Source organism: Pseudomonas sp. RIT778 (assembly GCF_019718735.1).
In the GTDB taxonomy this organism is placed as follows: Bacteria; Pseudomonadota; Gammaproteobacteria; order Pseudomonadales; family Pseudomonadaceae; genus Aquipseudomonas; species Aquipseudomonas aphyarum.
Window position 1 is genome coordinate 62,684 of sequence record NZ_JAIHBA010000025.1, and the last position, 14,357, is coordinate 77,040.

At 60.7% G+C, this 14,357-nt stretch carries 17 protein-coding genes; 10 read left to right on the plus strand and 7 right to left on the minus strand.

Going from position 1 to position 14,357, the window contains the following annotated elements:
- Positions 1 to 27 precede the first annotated feature (27 nt).
- On the plus strand, positions 28 to 1,191 hold the full coding sequence (locus K5E37_RS18300; protein ID WP_007951672.1) for a 1-acyl-sn-glycerol-3-phosphate acyltransferase: 1,164 nt from the start codon (positions 28 to 30) through the stop codon (positions 1,189 to 1,191).
- Between the two features lie 49 nt (positions 1,192 to 1,240).
- On the opposite strand, the gene K5E37_RS18305 is transcribed toward K5E37_RS18300, so the two are convergent.
- Positions 1,241 to 1,519, minus strand: a complete 279-nt coding sequence (locus tag K5E37_RS18305) for a hypothetical protein (protein WP_007951673.1) — start codon at positions 1,517 to 1,519, stop codon at positions 1,241 to 1,243.
- Between the two features lie 194 nt (positions 1,520 to 1,713).
- Here K5E37_RS18305 and K5E37_RS18310 point away from each other — a divergent pair, with 194 nt between their 5' ends.
- Positions 1,714 to 1,920 (plus strand): hypothetical protein, encoded by a 207-nt coding sequence (locus K5E37_RS18310; protein ID WP_085606961.1) that lies wholly within the window; start codon positions 1,714 to 1,716, stop codon positions 1,918 to 1,920.
- A 56-nt stretch (positions 1,921 to 1,976) separates the two neighbouring features.
- Here the strand turns inward: K5E37_RS18310 and K5E37_RS18315 are convergent, their stop codons facing one another.
- A complete protein-coding gene (locus tag K5E37_RS18315) occupies positions 1,977 to 2,561 on the minus strand; it encodes a YajG family lipoprotein (protein WP_007951676.1) in 585 nt (194 codons plus the stop codon).
- A gap of 189 nt (positions 2,562 to 2,750) precedes the next feature.
- On the opposite strand from K5E37_RS18315, the gene K5E37_RS18320 reads away from it, so the two are divergent.
- Both K5E37_RS18320 and mqo read left to right on the plus strand, forming a co-directional pair.
- Entirely contained in the window at positions 2,751 to 2,984 is a 234-nt protein-coding gene (locus K5E37_RS18320) for a hypothetical protein (RefSeq protein WP_007951677.1), read from the plus strand.
- A 701-nt stretch (positions 2,985 to 3,685) separates the two neighbouring features.
- Positions 3,686 to 5,194, plus strand: a complete 1,509-nt coding sequence (gene mqo, locus K5E37_RS18325; RefSeq protein ID WP_221534767.1) for a malate dehydrogenase (quinone) — start codon at positions 3,686 to 3,688, stop codon at positions 5,192 to 5,194.
- Positions 5,195 to 5,269: 75 nt separating this feature from the next.
- Here the strand turns inward: mqo and K5E37_RS18330 are convergent, their stop codons facing one another.
- The 3 genes from K5E37_RS18330 to K5E37_RS18340 all read right to left on the minus strand — a co-directional run bounded on the left by K5E37_RS18330 (position 5,270) and on the right by K5E37_RS18340 (position 6,746).
- Positions 5,270 to 5,557 (minus strand): PA4642 family protein, encoded by a 288-nt coding sequence (locus K5E37_RS18330; protein ID WP_007951679.1) that lies wholly within the window; start codon positions 5,555 to 5,557, stop codon positions 5,270 to 5,272.
- 63 nt (positions 5,558 to 5,620) lie between these two features.
- Entirely contained in the window at positions 5,621 to 6,100 is a 480-nt protein-coding gene (locus K5E37_RS18335) for a hypothetical protein (RefSeq protein WP_007951680.1), read from the minus strand.
- 88 nt (positions 6,101 to 6,188) lie between these two features.
- Complete coding sequence (locus tag K5E37_RS18340) at positions 6,189 to 6,746, minus strand: hypoxanthine-guanine phosphoribosyltransferase (RefSeq protein ID WP_007951681.1); 558 nt, start codon at positions 6,744 to 6,746, stop codon at positions 6,189 to 6,191.
- Positions 6,747 to 6,911: 165 nt separating this feature from the next.
- Between K5E37_RS18340 and upp the strand changes: the two genes are divergently transcribed.
- Together upp and K5E37_RS18350 are read left to right on the plus strand one after the other, a co-directional pair.
- On the plus strand, positions 6,912 to 7,550 hold the full coding sequence (upp, locus tag K5E37_RS18345; protein WP_007951682.1) for a uracil phosphoribosyltransferase: 639 nt from the start codon (positions 6,912 to 6,914) through the stop codon (positions 7,548 to 7,550).
- A gap of 2 nt (positions 7,551 to 7,552) precedes the next feature.
- Positions 7,553 to 8,827, plus strand: coding sequence for a uracil-xanthine permease family protein (locus K5E37_RS18350; protein ID WP_007951684.1), 1,275 nt, complete (start codon positions 7,553 to 7,555; stop codon positions 8,825 to 8,827).
- A 159-nt stretch (positions 8,828 to 8,986) separates the two neighbouring features.
- Here K5E37_RS18350 and hemH read toward each other — a convergent pair whose 3' ends face one another.
- Entirely contained in the window at positions 8,987 to 10,012 is a 1,026-nt protein-coding gene (hemH, locus tag K5E37_RS18355; protein WP_221534769.1) for a ferrochelatase, read from the minus strand.
- 13 nt (positions 10,013 to 10,025) lie between these two features.
- Entirely contained in the window at positions 10,026 to 10,928 is a 903-nt protein-coding gene (locus tag K5E37_RS18360) for a TIGR01777 family oxidoreductase (protein ID WP_221534771.1), read from the minus strand.
- A 197-nt stretch (positions 10,929 to 11,125) separates the two neighbouring features.
- Between K5E37_RS18360 and K5E37_RS18365 the strand changes: the two genes are divergently transcribed.
- The 4 genes from K5E37_RS18365 to K5E37_RS18380 all read left to right on the plus strand — a co-directional run bounded on the left by K5E37_RS18365 (position 11,126) and on the right by K5E37_RS18380 (position 14,339).
- Positions 11,126 to 12,112, plus strand: a complete 987-nt coding sequence (locus K5E37_RS18365; protein WP_007951687.1) for an NAD(P)/FAD-dependent oxidoreductase — start codon at positions 11,126 to 11,128, stop codon at positions 12,110 to 12,112.
- Complete coding sequence (locus K5E37_RS18370; protein ID WP_127799873.1) at positions 12,109 to 12,324, plus strand: TIGR02450 family Trp-rich protein; 216 nt, start codon at positions 12,109 to 12,111, stop codon at positions 12,322 to 12,324. The genes K5E37_RS18365 and K5E37_RS18370 overlap by 4 nt, the downstream gene beginning before the upstream one ends.
- 111 nt (positions 12,325 to 12,435) lie before the next feature.
- Positions 12,436 to 13,398, plus strand: coding sequence for a DUF523 and DUF1722 domain-containing protein (locus K5E37_RS18375; protein WP_221534773.1), 963 nt, complete (start codon positions 12,436 to 12,438; stop codon positions 13,396 to 13,398).
- Entirely contained in the window at positions 13,398 to 14,339 is a 942-nt protein-coding gene (locus K5E37_RS18380; RefSeq protein ID WP_127799877.1) for a MerR family transcriptional regulator, read from the plus strand. Before K5E37_RS18375 ends, K5E37_RS18380 begins: the two co-directional genes overlap by 1 nt.
- Positions 14,340 to 14,357 lie beyond the last annotated feature (18 nt).

The following is a 14,357-nucleotide window of genomic DNA, read 5'->3' on the forward strand; positions in this document are numbered from 1 at the left end:
CCTAGCCGTTTCCAACAAGAGAGCATGATGGGCGAATTCGATGCCATCCGACCTTACGACGACAGCGAAGTACCTGCGGTACTGGCGCGACTGCTCGGCGACAAGGCGTTTCTAGATATCCTCACCCACTTCCGCTTCCCGCGTTTTGCCGGTGCCTTCGGCTGGATGCTCAAACCACTTATAGCCCATCGGCTGCGTCGTGAGTTCGCCGACGTGACCTCCGTGGCCACTTTGCAGGACAAGGTCGAGTTCTACGTCGACCACACCATCGAGCGCGCCACCGACGGCGTGACCTACACCGGTGTCGAGCAATTCAAGTCTGGCAGCGCTTATCTGTTCATCGCCAACCACCGCGACATCGTGATGGACCCGGCCTTCGTCAACTACGCCGTGTACCACGCCGGCCTGCCGACGCCGCGCATCGCGATTGGCGACAACCTGCTGCAAAAGCCGTTCGTCAGCGACCTGATGCGTTTGAACAAGAGCTTCATCGTGCACCGCTCGATCACCGGGCGCCGCGAGAAAATGGCCGCTTACCAACTGCTGTCGGCGTACATCAACCACTCGATCCGCAATGACTGCGCCTCGATCTGGATCGCCCAGGCCGAAGGCCGCGCGAAGGACGGCGACGACCGTACCGAGTCGGCGATCCTCAAGATGTTCCACATGAGCCGCAAGGACGAGCCGTTCGGCGAAGTCATTCAGTCGCTGAACCTGACCCCGGTGTCGATCAGCTACGAATACGACCCGTGCGACCAGGCCAAGGCCCGCGAGCTGTACATCCGCGCCACCACCGGCACCTACAGCAAAGCGCCGGGCGAGGATGACGTGAGCATCGCCAAGGGCATCACCGGCTACAAGGGCCGGGTGCACGTGAACTTCGCCGCGCCGATCACCGAGCTGTTCGAGGACACCAAGCAATTGGCGGTCGAGATGGACAAGCAGATTCTCGGTGGCTACCGGTTGTTCCCGGTGCATTACCTGGCGTACGCGCAGTGGGCCGATGCCGATCCGCAATTGAACGTGCCGAAGGCTGCCGACGTGTTCGGTGCCGAGGAACTGGCCAAGGCCCAGGAAGAGTGGCAGAACCGTCTGGACGCCTGCCCCGAGGAGCATCGTCCGTATCTGGTGCTGCAATATGCGACGCCGGTGCGCAATCAGTACCGGGTCAAGGCTGGACTGCCGCTGTAAGCGGTTTCAGCCAGATACAAGAACGGCGCCTTCGGGCGCCGTTTTTCGTTCAGAAGCGGGTACTGATCCAGGACACCAGCAGCGCCAGGCCCAGGCAGGCAAAACCGAAGCGGTAGAAGAAGCGGTTCATGCGCAGGGTCGCCCAATCGAGCACCGGCTCCTGATTCGGCTGACTCTGACGCTGGGCCGCGATACTGGCCATCGCCCGTTGTTCACGGCGACGGGTCGCGTGCAGCAGCCAACTGCCGGGGAAGGCCAACAGCAGGGCCAGCAGGTTGATCAATTTGGCGGGATGGGCGGTAAACAGCGTCATCAAGTGCAGCGACATCACAGACCTCAATCTAAACCGGGCATGGCGAACGCCAGACCGACGACCGCGGCGCGGATTCTACCGAAACCCTCCCCCACTGCCCTAGCCTTTGCGACAAATAACCCATCAATCGACCGATGGCTGTCCTGTGTCACGGCATCGTCATTTGTTTCAGTCACCCTGCGCGCCTCGAAACCGACACGGAACGCGACATGCTTCACGCTGAAAACCAGGATCGCCTGTACCTCATCTCCCCGTCCGACGAACAGCAGAACCTCGTCGGCAGCCTGGCCTTCAATGTTCAGGACCGTCACTGGCTGGTGTATTGCGCCCTCGGCGGGCACCAGCATGCGGACTTGCCCGAGACCGATCTGCTGACCGGTGTCAGCGTCCTCGACTTCTATTCCCAGGCCGCCTGAACGAAAAAAGCCCGGAGCCATCACTGGCCCCGGGCTTTTTCACATCAACCGAATACTTACTCGGCGAGGACCTGACCCACGGTCGGATCCTTGAACAGACGGGTCAGCGCATCGCTCAGCACGTCGCTGACCAGTTTGGTGTTGGTTTCCTGGTTCGGCGCCATGCCGAAACGCTGGTCCAGCGAGGCACCGTAACGACCGCTGTAGCGACGGTTAGCGTTCTGCACGTCGGAGCGGAAGGTCGCGCCGATGGTGGCCTCGGTCACGTACATGCCTTCTTTGGGCGACTGGTATTTCAGTTCGGCCAACGTCACGGTCAACTGCGGTGCATTGGGGGCGTTGTTGGTCGGGGTGAACCCGAGCAGACGCACGGCCGCTTCGGCCTGGGCCTGCAACTTCGGCAGGATCTGCTCGCGCTGCACGGTGATGGCGCTGGTTTCCGGGTACAGGCCGCCACGGGTGCCGAGGGTTGGCGACGGACGACCGTCAACCACGCGGACCACGACAGGCTGGCCATGGCCGACCGGTGCCAGCTGAGTGGTCAGCTTCGGTTCCGGGCTCAGTTGTTGCGGGCTGTGGGCGCAGCCAACCAGGGTCAAACTGGTCACAGTGATCAAACCGAACAACAGGCGTTGCAACATGCTCTTCTCTCCAGAATCAGGCACAGACAGGCCGGCAGTATAGCGGTGGGCCACTGTGGGTCACCAGCACTGAAATCTCAGACAAAACCCGCCGCCAGCGGTTCCTGTCACACATTCTTCACCCCCCATACACGTTCAGTTCACGTTCCTTTGACAATCTCGCCACAGATCCCAAAAAGGAACACCGCCATGCGCTATCTGATCTCGTTGTTCGCCCCACGCCCGCTGCACCGCAGCTTCGCCCTGCTCGACCGCAACGGCCATTGCCAGGCCTTCAAGCAATGCAGCCTGCAACCGATGGGTGACGGCTGGGTCGAAATCGAGGAAATCCGCCTCAACTGGTTGCACCAGCCTCTGCCAGTCAGCGCCCGGGTCGAACAGCAGCGCCCACGCGCACGTGCTCAGGCAATGTTGAGCATCTGACCGGATGCCTAATAAAAGTCATTAAACTCGACCAACTCCCCGCATTTCTTCGATACAATCTCCCCCCGATTATAAGGACGTCTCCTGATCGGGCCCCGCAACAGCGTCAATGCGCTTGCATTGGCATCCAAATCGCCCACAGAGAGCCGCCCACACAGATCGAGTGAAGCTGGCGTGCTTGCTGTTTCCCTGGCAAATCCCGCTTTTCGCGAATCTGCAGAGCTGTCATGACGCTCGGCCACTGAGTTGTTTGCCCCTTCGGGCACGGTGCCAGCCCCGGACAGCCCTTTTTGAGGTTCACGTCTTCAAAAGAGCGTGAAAAAAACGGGTTTTCACAACTTCACAAGAGTGTGGCGAGCAAATGAATAGTTTTGCGTCTGAACATGCACCATTAGCGTCTGAAACAGCCCAACGACACAGGAACGGGAACGCCTCGAATACCGGAGCCTGAAGCCTGTCCGCTACGGATTTGGTTGCACAAACGGATGTCTCGACCATAAGTCGAATTGCCAGCCCCGTGCCGAAATGAGTTCATGGGACTCTTGAAAGCCAGGCCGCACGCATCCGTCGAAGTTGCGAAAAATTGCGAAGATTCGGACATGGCACACCTGACCAAGGATACCCGGGGCTCAACTGACCTGCCCTGGACGCCTGGCAGCCATGCCGACAATTTGGTGCTGCAGATTTTGGAGACGCGTTAAATGGCGCATAACGAAGCAGTCGACGTAGTTCTGGTTGGGGCCGGCATCATGAGTGCCACCCTCGCAGTACTGCTCAAAGAGCTCGACCCGGCGATCAAGCTGGAAGTCGTCGAGCTGATGGATTCCGGTGCCGCGGAGAGTTCCAACCCATGGAACAACGCCGGTACCGGCCACGCCGGCCTGTGCGAGCTGAACTACACGCCGCAGGCTGCCGACGGCACCGTCGACATCAAGAAAGCCGTGCACATCAACACCCAGTTCGAGGTGTCGAAGCAGTTCTGGTCGTACCTGACCAAGAAGGGCACGTTCGGCTCGTGCAAATCCTTCATCAGCCCGGTGCCGCACCTGAGCTACGTCGAAGGCGAAAAAGGCGTTTCATTCCTCAAGGAACGCTTCAACGTGCTGCACAAGCACCACGCCTTCGCCGACATGGAATACACCGAAGACAAGGCGAAGATGGCCGAGTGGATGCCATTGATGATGCCGGGTCGTCCGAAAGACCAGGTGCTCGCCGCCACCCGCGTGATCAACGGCACCGACGTCAACTTCGGCGCCCTGACCAATCAGTTGCTCAAGCACCTGACCAGCGCACCCGATGCCCAGGTCAAGTACTGCAAGCGCGTGACCGGCCTCAAGCGTAATGGCAACGGCTGGACCGTCAGCATCAAGGACGTCAACAGCGGCAGCAGCCGTGAAGTCGACGCCAAATTCGTGTTCCTCGGCGCCGGTGGCGCGGCCCTGCCGCTGCTGCAAGCCTCGGGCATCGAAGAGAGCAAAGGCTTTGGCGGCTTCCCGATCAGTGGCCAGTGGCTGCGTTGCGACAACCCGGAAGTGGTCAAGCATCACCAGGCCAAGGTTTACAGCCAGGCCGCCGTGGGTTCACCTCCGATGTCCGTGCCGCACCTGGACACCCGCGTGGTCGATGGCAAGAAATCCCTGCTGTTCGGGCCATACGCCGGTTTCACCACCAAGTTCCTCAAGCACGGCTCCTTCATGGACCTGCCGATGTCGGTTCGCGCCGGCAACATCGGCCCGATGCTGGCCGTGGCGAAAAACAACATGGACCTGACCAAGTACCTGGTCAGCGAAGTGATGCAGTCGATGGAACAGCGTCTGGAATCCCTGCGCCGTTTCTACCCCGAGGCGAAAGCCGAAGACTGGCGCCTGGAAGTGGCCGGCCAACGGGTACAGATCATCAAGAAAGACCCGAAAAAAGGCGGCATCCTGCAGTTCGGTACCGAACTGGTCGCTGCGAAGGACGGCTCCCTCGCCGCCCTGCTCGGCGCTTCGCCAGGCGCTTCGGTGACCGTTTCGATCATGCTGGAACTGATCGAGAAGTGCTTCCCGACCAAGGCCAAGGGTGAGTGGGCTGCCAAACTGGCGGAAATCTTCCCGGCCCGTGAAAAGGTCCTGGAAACCGACGCTGCGCTGTATCGCAAGATCAACACGCAGAACAACGTCGCGCTGGAACTGGTTGAAGCCAGCAACGAGACCGAAAGCTACGCCTGATTCGGCTCCATGAAAAACGCCCCGCACTCGGTGAGTGCGGGGCGTTTTTTTATGCCTGTGGAAAACTTCGGGCGATCAGCCGCGTGCTTTCTCGATCAACTCGATGTATTCCGGGGCGTTGCGCTGATCGCGGATCTGGTCGACGAAGGTCTTGCCGTGCTCGTCCTTGCCGTCCACGTCATAACCGGCTGCAACGAAGAACGTCAGGAAACGCTCGAAATCGTCGATGCGCAGGCCACGGTAGGCCTTGACCAGTTTGTGCAGCGACGGCGAGGTGGCGTCGACCGGCTCAAAATCGAGGAACAGCTTGATCTGCTCATCGCCGATCTCGTCACCAATCACTTGCTTCTTATCTTTACGCATTGCCGACTCCAGCTCGCAGACATTTCACGGGGCGGGCAGTTTACCCCTGCGCAGGCACAAGGCTCAACGCGAGCGCGTGCTGCCGGTGTGCAAATCGGCCCAGATGTGGCCGTTGGCGTAGGTCAGGAACTGGCAATACACGGTGTCGTTGCGCAACAGATCGATCACCACCCGGTACTGGGCCAGCGGGTAGAACAGCGTCAGGGTCTTGCTCTTGTCGTCATACACCGGTTTTTTCAGGCTTTTGCTTTCGCCATCGAAGTTGACCAGCACCTGATTGATCGTTGCGCCCTTGTTCAGGGATTTGCCCTTGAGGCGGATCATCAATGGCGAGGTGACCGGGATCGGCTGCTGATTGGACTGGCGCTGGGCCCCCACCACCACTGAATAATCGGTGACCTGCAACAGTTGCTGCTGCTCGGGTTCGGCATCACGCAGGGTCAGGTCGTCCGGCGGCAGGAATTGACTGTGCATCGGGGCGGCGGCCAGGGGCAGGCTGAGGGTCAGCAACAGGGCGGCGCAGCTGCGGATCAAGAGGCTCATGACAGGCTCCGGGGGGGCGGGGCCGAGCACTTTAGCAGTCTTTAAAAGCAAAAGATCGCAGCCTGGGGCTGCGATCTTTCAGGGGTTCTTACATGCCTTTGACGGCGAAGATCCCGTTGGCGTTGCGCCAGTAGCCTTTGTAGTCCATGCCGTAGCCGAAGATGTAACGGTCGATGCACGGCAGACCGACGAAGTCGGCTTTCAGGTCAGGACGGGCCTTGCGGTCGTGATCCTTGTCGATCAGCACGGCGGTGTGCACTTTGCGTGCGCCGGCGTGACGGCAGAAGTCGATGATCGCGCCCAGGGTGTGACCTTCGTCGAGGATGTCGTCGATGATCAGCACGTCGCGGTCGATGAACGAGACTTCCGGCTTGGCTTTCCAGAACAGGTCGCCGCCGCTGGTTTCGTTGCGATAGCGGGTGGCGTGCAGGTAGGACGCTTCCAGCGGGAACTGCAGATGGGTCAGCAGTTTGCCGGAGAAGATCAGGCCGCCGTTCATCACGCAGAACACCACCGGGTTGCTGTCGGCCAGTTGTTCGTTGATTTGTGCACCGACGCGGGCAATGGCAGCCTCGACTTCAGCTTCGGTGTACAGGCAGTCAGCCTCTCGCATGATTTGACGGATATGCTCGAGATCAGCGGACATGGCGCTCTCCAAGGGGGGTCTGTTTCGGAAAAGCGGGCAAAGGTACGCATCCCGCACGGCCGAATCAAGCATTTGTGGACTAACGTACTGTATGTCCTATAGGACATCACCCTCGGATAGATTAATCTAGGCCGGTTTTTTTGCCCGCCGCCGGAGCCTTTCCCCATGTCCATCCAAGAGATCCGCCATCCGCTGATCCGTCACAAACTTGGCCTTATGCGCCGTGCAGACATCAGCACCAAGAATTTCCGCGAGCTCGCTCAGGAAGTCGGTGCCCTGTTGACCTATGAAGCTACCAAAGACCTGCCGCTGGAAACCTACGATATCGAAGGTTGGTGCGGCACTGTGTCGGTCGAGAAAATCGCCGGCAAGAAAATTACCGTCGTGCCGATCCTGCGCGCCGGCATCGGCATGCTCGAAGGCGTGCTGAGCCTGATCCCGGGCGCCAAGGTCAGCGCCGTCGGTGTTGCCCGTAACGAAGAAACCCTGCAGGCCCACACCTATCTGGAAAAACTGGTTCCGGAAATCGACGAACGCCTGGCGATGATCATCGACCCGATGCTCGCCACTGGCAGCTCCATGGTTGCGACCATCGACCTGCTGAAGAAGGCCGGTTGCAAGGACATCCGCGCGATGGTGCTGGTTGCCGCGCCGGAAGGCATCGCCGCTGTCGAGAAAGCTCACCCGGACGTGATCATCTACACCGCGTCCATCGATCAGAAACTCAATGAGCACGGTTACATCATTCCTGGGCTTGGCGATGCCGGTGACAAGATCTTCGGCACCAAGCAGAAGGACGCGTAAGCATGCAGCAAGAGTTCAACGATCCGCTCTGGCGCACGGTGCTGTCCGGCGCACAGATGCTGTTCGTGGCTTTCGGCGCCCTGGTGCTGATGCCACTGATCACGGGCCTGGACCCGAACGTGGCACTGTTTACCGCAGGTCTTGGGACGATTCTGTTCCAGATCGTCACCGGGCGTCAGGTGCCGGTGTTCCTGGCGTCGAGCTTCGCCTTCATCACCCCGATCATTCTCGCCAAGGGCCAGTTCGGTCTGGCGGCGACCATGGGCGGCGTGATGGCGGCCGGTTTCGTCTACACCTTCCTTGGCCTGGCCGTGAAGATCAAAGGCACCGGCTTCATTGACCGTCTGCTGCCGCCAGTGGTGATTGGTCCGGTGATCATCTCCATCGGCCTGGCCATGGCGCCGATTGCCGCGAACATGGCGATGGGCAAGGCCGGTGACGGTTCCGAGCTGATCCATTACCAGACCGCGATGATGATCTCGATGCCGGCGCTGTTGACCACGTTGATCGTGGCGGTGTTCGGCAAAGGCATTTTCCGTCTGGTGCCGATCATTTCCGGCGTGCTGGTGGGTTTCGCCATGTCCTTCTATTTCGGTGTCGTCGACACCGCGAAGATTGCGGCAGCCCCATGGTTTGCACTTCCTCATTTCACCGCGCCGGAGTTCAACTGGCAGGCGATTTTGTTCATCGTCCCGGTGGCGCTGGCCCCGGCGATCGAACACATCGGCGGCGTGATTGCGGTCGGCAGCGTGACCGGTCGCGACTACCTGAAAAAGCCTGGCCTGCATCGCACCCTGCTCGGTGACGGCATCGCCACCACCGCAGCCGGCCTGTTCGGCGGCCCGCCCAACACCACCTACGCCGAAGTGACTGGCGCAGTGATGCTGACCAAGAACTACAACCCGAAAATCATGACCTGGGCGGCGATCTTCGCCATCACCCTGGCGTTCATCGGCAAGTTCGGCGCCTTGCTGCAAAGCATTCCGGTGCCGGTGATGGGCGGGATTCTGTGCCTGCTGTTCGGTTCGATCGCGGCGGTGGGGATGAACACCCTGATCCGTCACAAGATCGACCTGGGCGAGGCACGCAATCTGGTGATCGTTTCGGTGACCCTGGTGTTCGGTATCGGCGGTGTGCTGGTCGGCACCGGCACCGGTCCCGACGACTTCGGCCTCAAAGGCATCGCGCTGTGCGCGGTGGTGGCGATTGCGCTGAACCTGATCCTGCCGGGCAATGACAGCTGGAAACACAAGAAGGCGGATGAGCCGCTGATCTAAGCCTTGGCTTCAAGATCGTTCCCACGCGGATCACCCCACACTGATCGTTCCCACGCTCTGCGTGGGAATGCCTCTGGGGACGCTCCGCGTCCAGTGACGCGGAGCGTCACGGGCTGCATTCCCACGCGGAGCGTGGGAACGATCAATCATCGACGATCATCAAAGGGCCAGTGGCGCCCGTTCACACAACGTTGCCAACGCCTTCGCCCATTGCGGGTCATCATTCAGGCACGGCACCAGCACCAGCTCCTCTCCCCCCGCTTCGCGGAACTGTTCCTTGCCGCGATCGCCGATCTCTTCCAGGGTCTCGATGCAATCGGCAACAAACGCAGGGCACATCACCAGAATCTTCTTCACGCCGCTTTTGGCCAGTTCATCCAGCCGCGCTTCGGTGTAGGGTTCGATCCACTTCGCCCGGCCCAGTCGCGACTGAAACGACACCGACCACTTGCCGTCCGGTAGCCCCATGCGCTCAGCGAACAGCGCCGCTGTGCGCAGGCATTGGGCGCGATAACAGGTGGCCAGTACGGCCGCCGAGGCGTTCTTGCAGCAATCTTCATTTTTGAAGCAATGATTGCCAGTCGGGTCGAGCTTGGTCAGATGCCGCTCCGGCAAACCGTGAAAGCTCAGCAACAGGTGATCGTAATCCTGCTGCAAGTGCGGCTTGGCGCTCGCCACCAGCGCGTCGAGGTATTCCGGCTGATCGTAGAACGGCTGCAACACCGACAGCTGCACATCGAGCTTTTTCTCGCGCACCACACGCTTGGCCTCTTCAATCACCGTGGTGGTGGTGCTGTCGGCGAACTGTGGATAAAGCGGCGCGAGGGTGATTCGTTTGTGCCCCGCCGCGACCAGCTTCAACAGGCTTGTCTCGATCGACGGCTCGCCGTAACGCATGGCCAGCTCAACCGGGCCGTGAGTCCACTGCGCCTTCATCTGCTGTTGCAGGCGACGGCTGAGCACCACCAGCGGCGAACCTTCGTCCCACCAGATCGAGGCGTAGGCATGGGCCGACTGCTCCGGGCGCTTGATCAGGATCAGCGACACCAGCAGACGCCGCACCGGCCACGGCAGGTCGATCACGTACGGGTCCATCAGGAATTGATTGAGGTAGCTGCGCACGTCGGCCACCGAAGTGGAGGCCGGCGAACCCAGGTTGACCAGAAGCAAGGCGTGATCGGTCATGCAACGTCCTATTTCAGAGGCGGCCGGAAAGATCGTCCAGGGCCGCGCGTAAATCCGTGAACCGGAAAGTGAATCCCGCTTCCAGCAAGCGTTTCGGCGTGGCCCGTTGGCCACCCAGCAACAGCAATGACATCTCGCCGAGCCCGACCTTCAATGCGAGGGCCGGCATCGGCATGAACGCCGGACGGTGCAGCACGCTGCCCAGCGTCTTGGCGAATTCGCGATTGCGCACAGGTTTCGGCGCGCACGCATTATAAGGACCGCTCGCCTGATTGCGGTGCAGAAGAAAATCAATCAGGGCGATTTGGTCATCGATATGAATCCACGGCATCCACTGCCGACCATTGCCCAAAGGCCCACCCAGCCCGAGCTTGAACGGCAGCAGCAGGCGCGACAAAAAGCCGCCCTCGGCCGACAGCACCAGCCCGGTGCGCACCAGCACCACACGAATATCCATCGCTTCGGCGCGTTGCGCGGTTTCCTCCCAGGCGATGCATAACTGGCTGGCGAAATCGTCGATCACCGGCGGCGAATCTTCGGTCAACTCACGCTCGCCGCCGTCACCGTACCAACCCACCGCCGAGCCCGAGATCAGCAGCGACGGTTTCTGCCCGCGATGTTCCAGCCACGCCAGCAACGATTCGGTCAGCGTGATCCGGCTGCTCCACAACAGCGCCTTGCGCCGATGGGTCCACGGCCGGTCGGCAATCGGCGCGCCGGCAAGGTTGACGATCACGTCGACCGGCTCGTCGCCAAGGTCCTCCAGACGCGCGATTCCACGCACCTGGGCGCCACAGATTTTCGCGACTTTTTCCGGACGACGACTCCAGACCGTCAGGCGATGCCTCTGCCCGGACCAGTGCCGGCAAAGCTGACGTCCGATCAATCCAGTACCGCCGGTCAGCAATATGTGCATGACTTCTACCTCGCGTGGCGTTTTACCCCGATCACTAGTCTATTTTTATAAACAGGGATCTTTTCTATCGGGCAGGCTCTATTGTTTAACCATAGGCCAAGCTGTCAGAACGAGAACGCTGGAAGTTATACCAAAAAACAAAATTGTACAGGTTTCATCCACGGCGTAGTCTGTACAGAAAGGTAAACGAGGCCCCTATGACTGTACCTATCGCAATCATTGGCACCGGCATCGCCGGACTCTCCGCCGCCCAGGCCCTGACGGATGCCGGGCATACCGTTCAGTTGTTCGATAAAAGCCGCGGCAGCGGCGGGCGCATGTCGAGCAAGCGCAGCGACGCCGGCTCGCTGGACATGGGCGCGCAATATTTCACCGCCCGTGACCGACGCTTCGTGACCGAAGTCCAGCGCTGGCAAAGCAAAGGCTGGGTCGCCGAATGGGCACCGCAGCTCTACACCTTTCATGGCGGGCAGTTAAACCTGTCGCCGGACGAACAGACCCGCTGGGTCGGCACGCCGCGCATGAGCGCCATCACCCGAGGCCTGCTCGACGGTCTGGAAGTGCACTTCGCCTGCCGGATCACCGAGGTCTATCGCGGCGAAGAACACTGGCACCTGCAGGACGCCGAAGGCTTCACCCACGGGCCGTTCAGCCACGTCGTGATCGCCACGCCGGCGCCTCAGGCCACCGCCCTGCTGGCCGCCGCGCCGAAACTCGCCGGTGCCGCCGCCGGGGTGAAAATGGACCCGACCTGGGCCGTCGCCCTCGCCTTCGACACGCCACTGGATACGCCGATCGAAGGCTGCTTCGTCCAGGACAGCGCCCTCGACTGGCTGGCCCGCAACCGCAGCAAACCGGGACGCGACACCACGTGCGACACCTGGGTCCTGCACGCCACCAGCGCCTGGAGCCGGCAGCACATCGACTTGCCCAAGGAAGCGGTGATCGAACAATTGCACGGCGCCTTCGCCGAATTGCTGCACAGCGCCATGCCGGCCCCGACTTTCAGCCTCGCCCACCGCTGGCTCTATGCCCGGCCGGCCAGCAGCCATGAATGGGGCACCCTGGCCGATGCCGATCTGGGCCTGTATGCCTGTGGCGACTGGTGCCTGTCGGGTCGGGTCGAAGGGGCGTGGCTCAGTGGTCAGGAGGCTGCAAGACGCTTGCACGAACACCTGCAGTGAACCGCATCAATCCGCGCAAATTGCTGCTGTCGAAATGGACAGCAGCCCACCCGCAAAACCGTGAAAAGCATTTTCTGGTGACCGAACTGTTCCGCGACGAAGAAGGTACGGTGCTGACGATCGAATTGCAGGCGGTGCTGACCCGGCGTACCGAGCAATGCGACTGGCAGGTCCTGCAGGATGACTCACGCTGGAAAATGGGCTGGCGCTGAAAACCTCAAAAAACTTATACAAACAATTTGACTTGTACACCCATGAATCTATGCTGAAGTCATGTTGTACAGATCAGTTTGTCTGTACAGGTTTAGATTCGAGGTTGCTGCATGTCCGACTCATCGACGTCCCTACCGAAAATCGCCATCAGCGCCTGCCTGATGGGCGCCGAGGTCCGCTACAACGGCGGACACAAGGAATCGCGGCTGTGCAGCCGCACCCTGGCCGAGCATTTTGAATTCGTTCCCGTCTGTCCTGAAGTAGCGATCGGTCTGGGAATTCCCCGCGAGCCGATTCGACTTGTGGGCGACCCGGCCAAGCCTGAAGCGGTCGGCACCGTCAATCCGTCGATTAACGTCACCCAGCCACTGGCCGCTTACGGCGAGAAAATGGCGGGGGAACTCAGTGACATCTGCGGCTACATCTTCATGCAGCAATCGCCCTCCTGCGGTCTGGAGCGCGTCAAGGTCTACCACGCCAACGGTGCACCGGTGAATGGTGGCGGGCGTGGCATTTACGCCGAGGCGTTCTGTGCGCAGCATCCGAATCTGCCGGTGGAGGAAGCCGGGCGCCTGAACGATCCGGTGCTGCGGGAAAACTTCATCACCCGCGTGCTCGCCTACCGCGAATGGCAGCAGGTGCTCAAGCAGGGCTTGAGCCGCCGCGCACTGACCGAATTTCACTCGCGCTACAAATACCTGCTGATGGCCCACAACCCGGTGCAATACAAGACGCTGGGCAATCTGCTGGGCAACATGGGCCAGACAGCGCCGGACGAACTCGGCCCGCGCTATTTCAGTGAACTGATGGCGGCGCTGAAGAAATGCGCCACCCGCCGCACCCACAGCAATGTCCTGCAGCACATCAGTGGCTACCTGAAACAGGTCATCACCCCCGAAGACAAACAGGAAGTGCAGCACATCATCGGCCAGTACCGGCACGGCATCGTGCCGCTGGTGGTGCCGCTGACGCTGCTCAAGCATCACTTTCGCCTCCACCCGGATCCCTACATTGCGCAGCAGGTGTACCTGCAACCGCATCCGGAAAACCTCAGTCTGCGAAACGCCATTTGATGAACGACTCACCCGACACCAGCGCCCGTGAAGACCTCGGCGCCGACTTCAAGAAAGCCCTCGACGAAGGCTGGCTGCCGATTCGCGAAGTCGCGCGCCAGACCGGCGTGAATGCCGTAACCCTGCGCGCCTGGGAAAGACGCTACGGGCTGATCGTTCCGCAGCGCACGCCCAAGGGCCATCGTCTTTACAGCGCCGAACATGTGCAGCGCATCCAGAACATCCTCACCTGGCTCAATCGGGGCGTTGCGGTCAGCCAGGTCAAACCGCTGCTCGACACGGCGCAAGCTTTAAACGAACCGGTGGAGGACGAATGGCATCCGTTGCGCCAGGCCGCCCTGCTGGCGGTTACTCACCTGAACGAGCGCAGCCTCGACGACAGCATCAACCAGGCGATGGCGCTGTATCCGCCACGCACACTCTGCGAGCAATTGCTGCTGCCGCTGCTGAGCGATCTCGAACAGCGCTGGCAGGGCCAGTTCGGCGCGCAGATGGAGCGCGTGTTCTTTTTTGCCTGGTTGCGCAGCAAATTTGGCGCACGCATCTACCATAACAACCGTCAGTTGCGCACCGCGCCGCTGCTGCTGGTCAATCAGTCGGATTTACCGCTGGAGCCGCACCTGTGGCTCTGCGCCTGGCTGATCAGCAGCGCCGACTGCCCGGTGCAGGTGTTCGACTGGCCGCTGCCGGCCGGAGAGCTGGCACTGGCAACCGATACCCTGCAAGCCCGTGGCGTACTGCTGTATTCCAGCAAAGCCCTGAGCCTTGCGCAGCTACCGAAACTGTTGAATGGCGTCAGCTGCCCAAAACTGATTGCCGGACCCACGGTGTGCATTCACCACGCCGAGTTGTCCGCAAAGACTTCCGATTTCGCTGATCTGCTCCTGGCCGAAGACCCTCTTTCGGCGCATCGGGTGCTCATTCAGCGTGGATTGATTTAATGATTCAGACAGAGACCG

Bases quoted from the DNA above. Each gene is read 5' to 3' on its own strand.
- K5E37_RS18300 (WP_007951672.1), top strand. From the start codon at position 28: ATGGGCGAATTCGATGCCATCCGACCTTACGACGACAGCGAAGTACCT.
- K5E37_RS18305 (WP_007951673.1), bottom strand. From the start codon at position 1,519: ATGTCGCTGCACTTGATGACGCTGTTTACCGCCCATCCCGCCAAATTG.
- K5E37_RS18310 (WP_085606961.1), top strand. From the start codon at position 1,714: ATGCTTCACGCTGAAAACCAGGATCGCCTGTACCTCATCTCCCCGTCC.
- K5E37_RS18315 (WP_007951676.1), bottom strand. From the start codon at position 2,561: ATGTTGCAACGCCTGTTGTTCGGTTTGATCACTGTGACCAGTTTGACC.
- K5E37_RS18320 (WP_007951677.1), top strand. From the start codon at position 2,751: ATGCGCTATCTGATCTCGTTGTTCGCCCCACGCCCGCTGCACCGCAGC.
- mqo (WP_221534767.1), top strand. From the start codon at position 3,686: ATGGCGCATAACGAAGCAGTCGACGTAGTTCTGGTTGGGGCCGGCATC.
- K5E37_RS18330 (WP_007951679.1), bottom strand. From the start codon at position 5,557: ATGCGTAAAGATAAGAAGCAAGTGATTGGTGACGAGATCGGCGATGAG.
- K5E37_RS18335 (WP_007951680.1), bottom strand. From the start codon at position 6,100: ATGAGCCTCTTGATCCGCAGCTGCGCCGCCCTGTTGCTGACCCTCAGC.
- K5E37_RS18340 (WP_007951681.1), bottom strand. From the start codon at position 6,746: ATGTCCGCTGATCTCGAGCATATCCGTCAAATCATGCGAGAGGCTGAC.
- upp (WP_007951682.1), top strand. From the start codon at position 6,912: ATGTCCATCCAAGAGATCCGCCATCCGCTGATCCGTCACAAACTTGGC.
- K5E37_RS18350 (WP_007951684.1), top strand. From the start codon at position 7,553: ATGCAGCAAGAGTTCAACGATCCGCTCTGGCGCACGGTGCTGTCCGGC.
- hemH (WP_221534769.1), bottom strand. From the start codon at position 10,012: ATGACCGATCACGCCTTGCTTCTGGTCAACCTGGGTTCGCCGGCCTCC.
- K5E37_RS18360 (WP_221534771.1), bottom strand. From the start codon at position 10,928: ATGCACATATTGCTGACCGGCGGTACTGGATTGATCGGACGTCAGCTT.
- K5E37_RS18365 (WP_007951687.1), top strand. From the start codon at position 11,126: ATGACTGTACCTATCGCAATCATTGGCACCGGCATCGCCGGACTCTCC.
- K5E37_RS18375 (WP_221534773.1), top strand. From the start codon at position 12,436: ATGTCCGACTCATCGACGTCCCTACCGAAAATCGCCATCAGCGCCTGC.
- K5E37_RS18380 (WP_127799877.1), top strand. From the start codon at position 13,398: ATGAACGACTCACCCGACACCAGCGCCCGTGAAGACCTCGGCGCCGAC.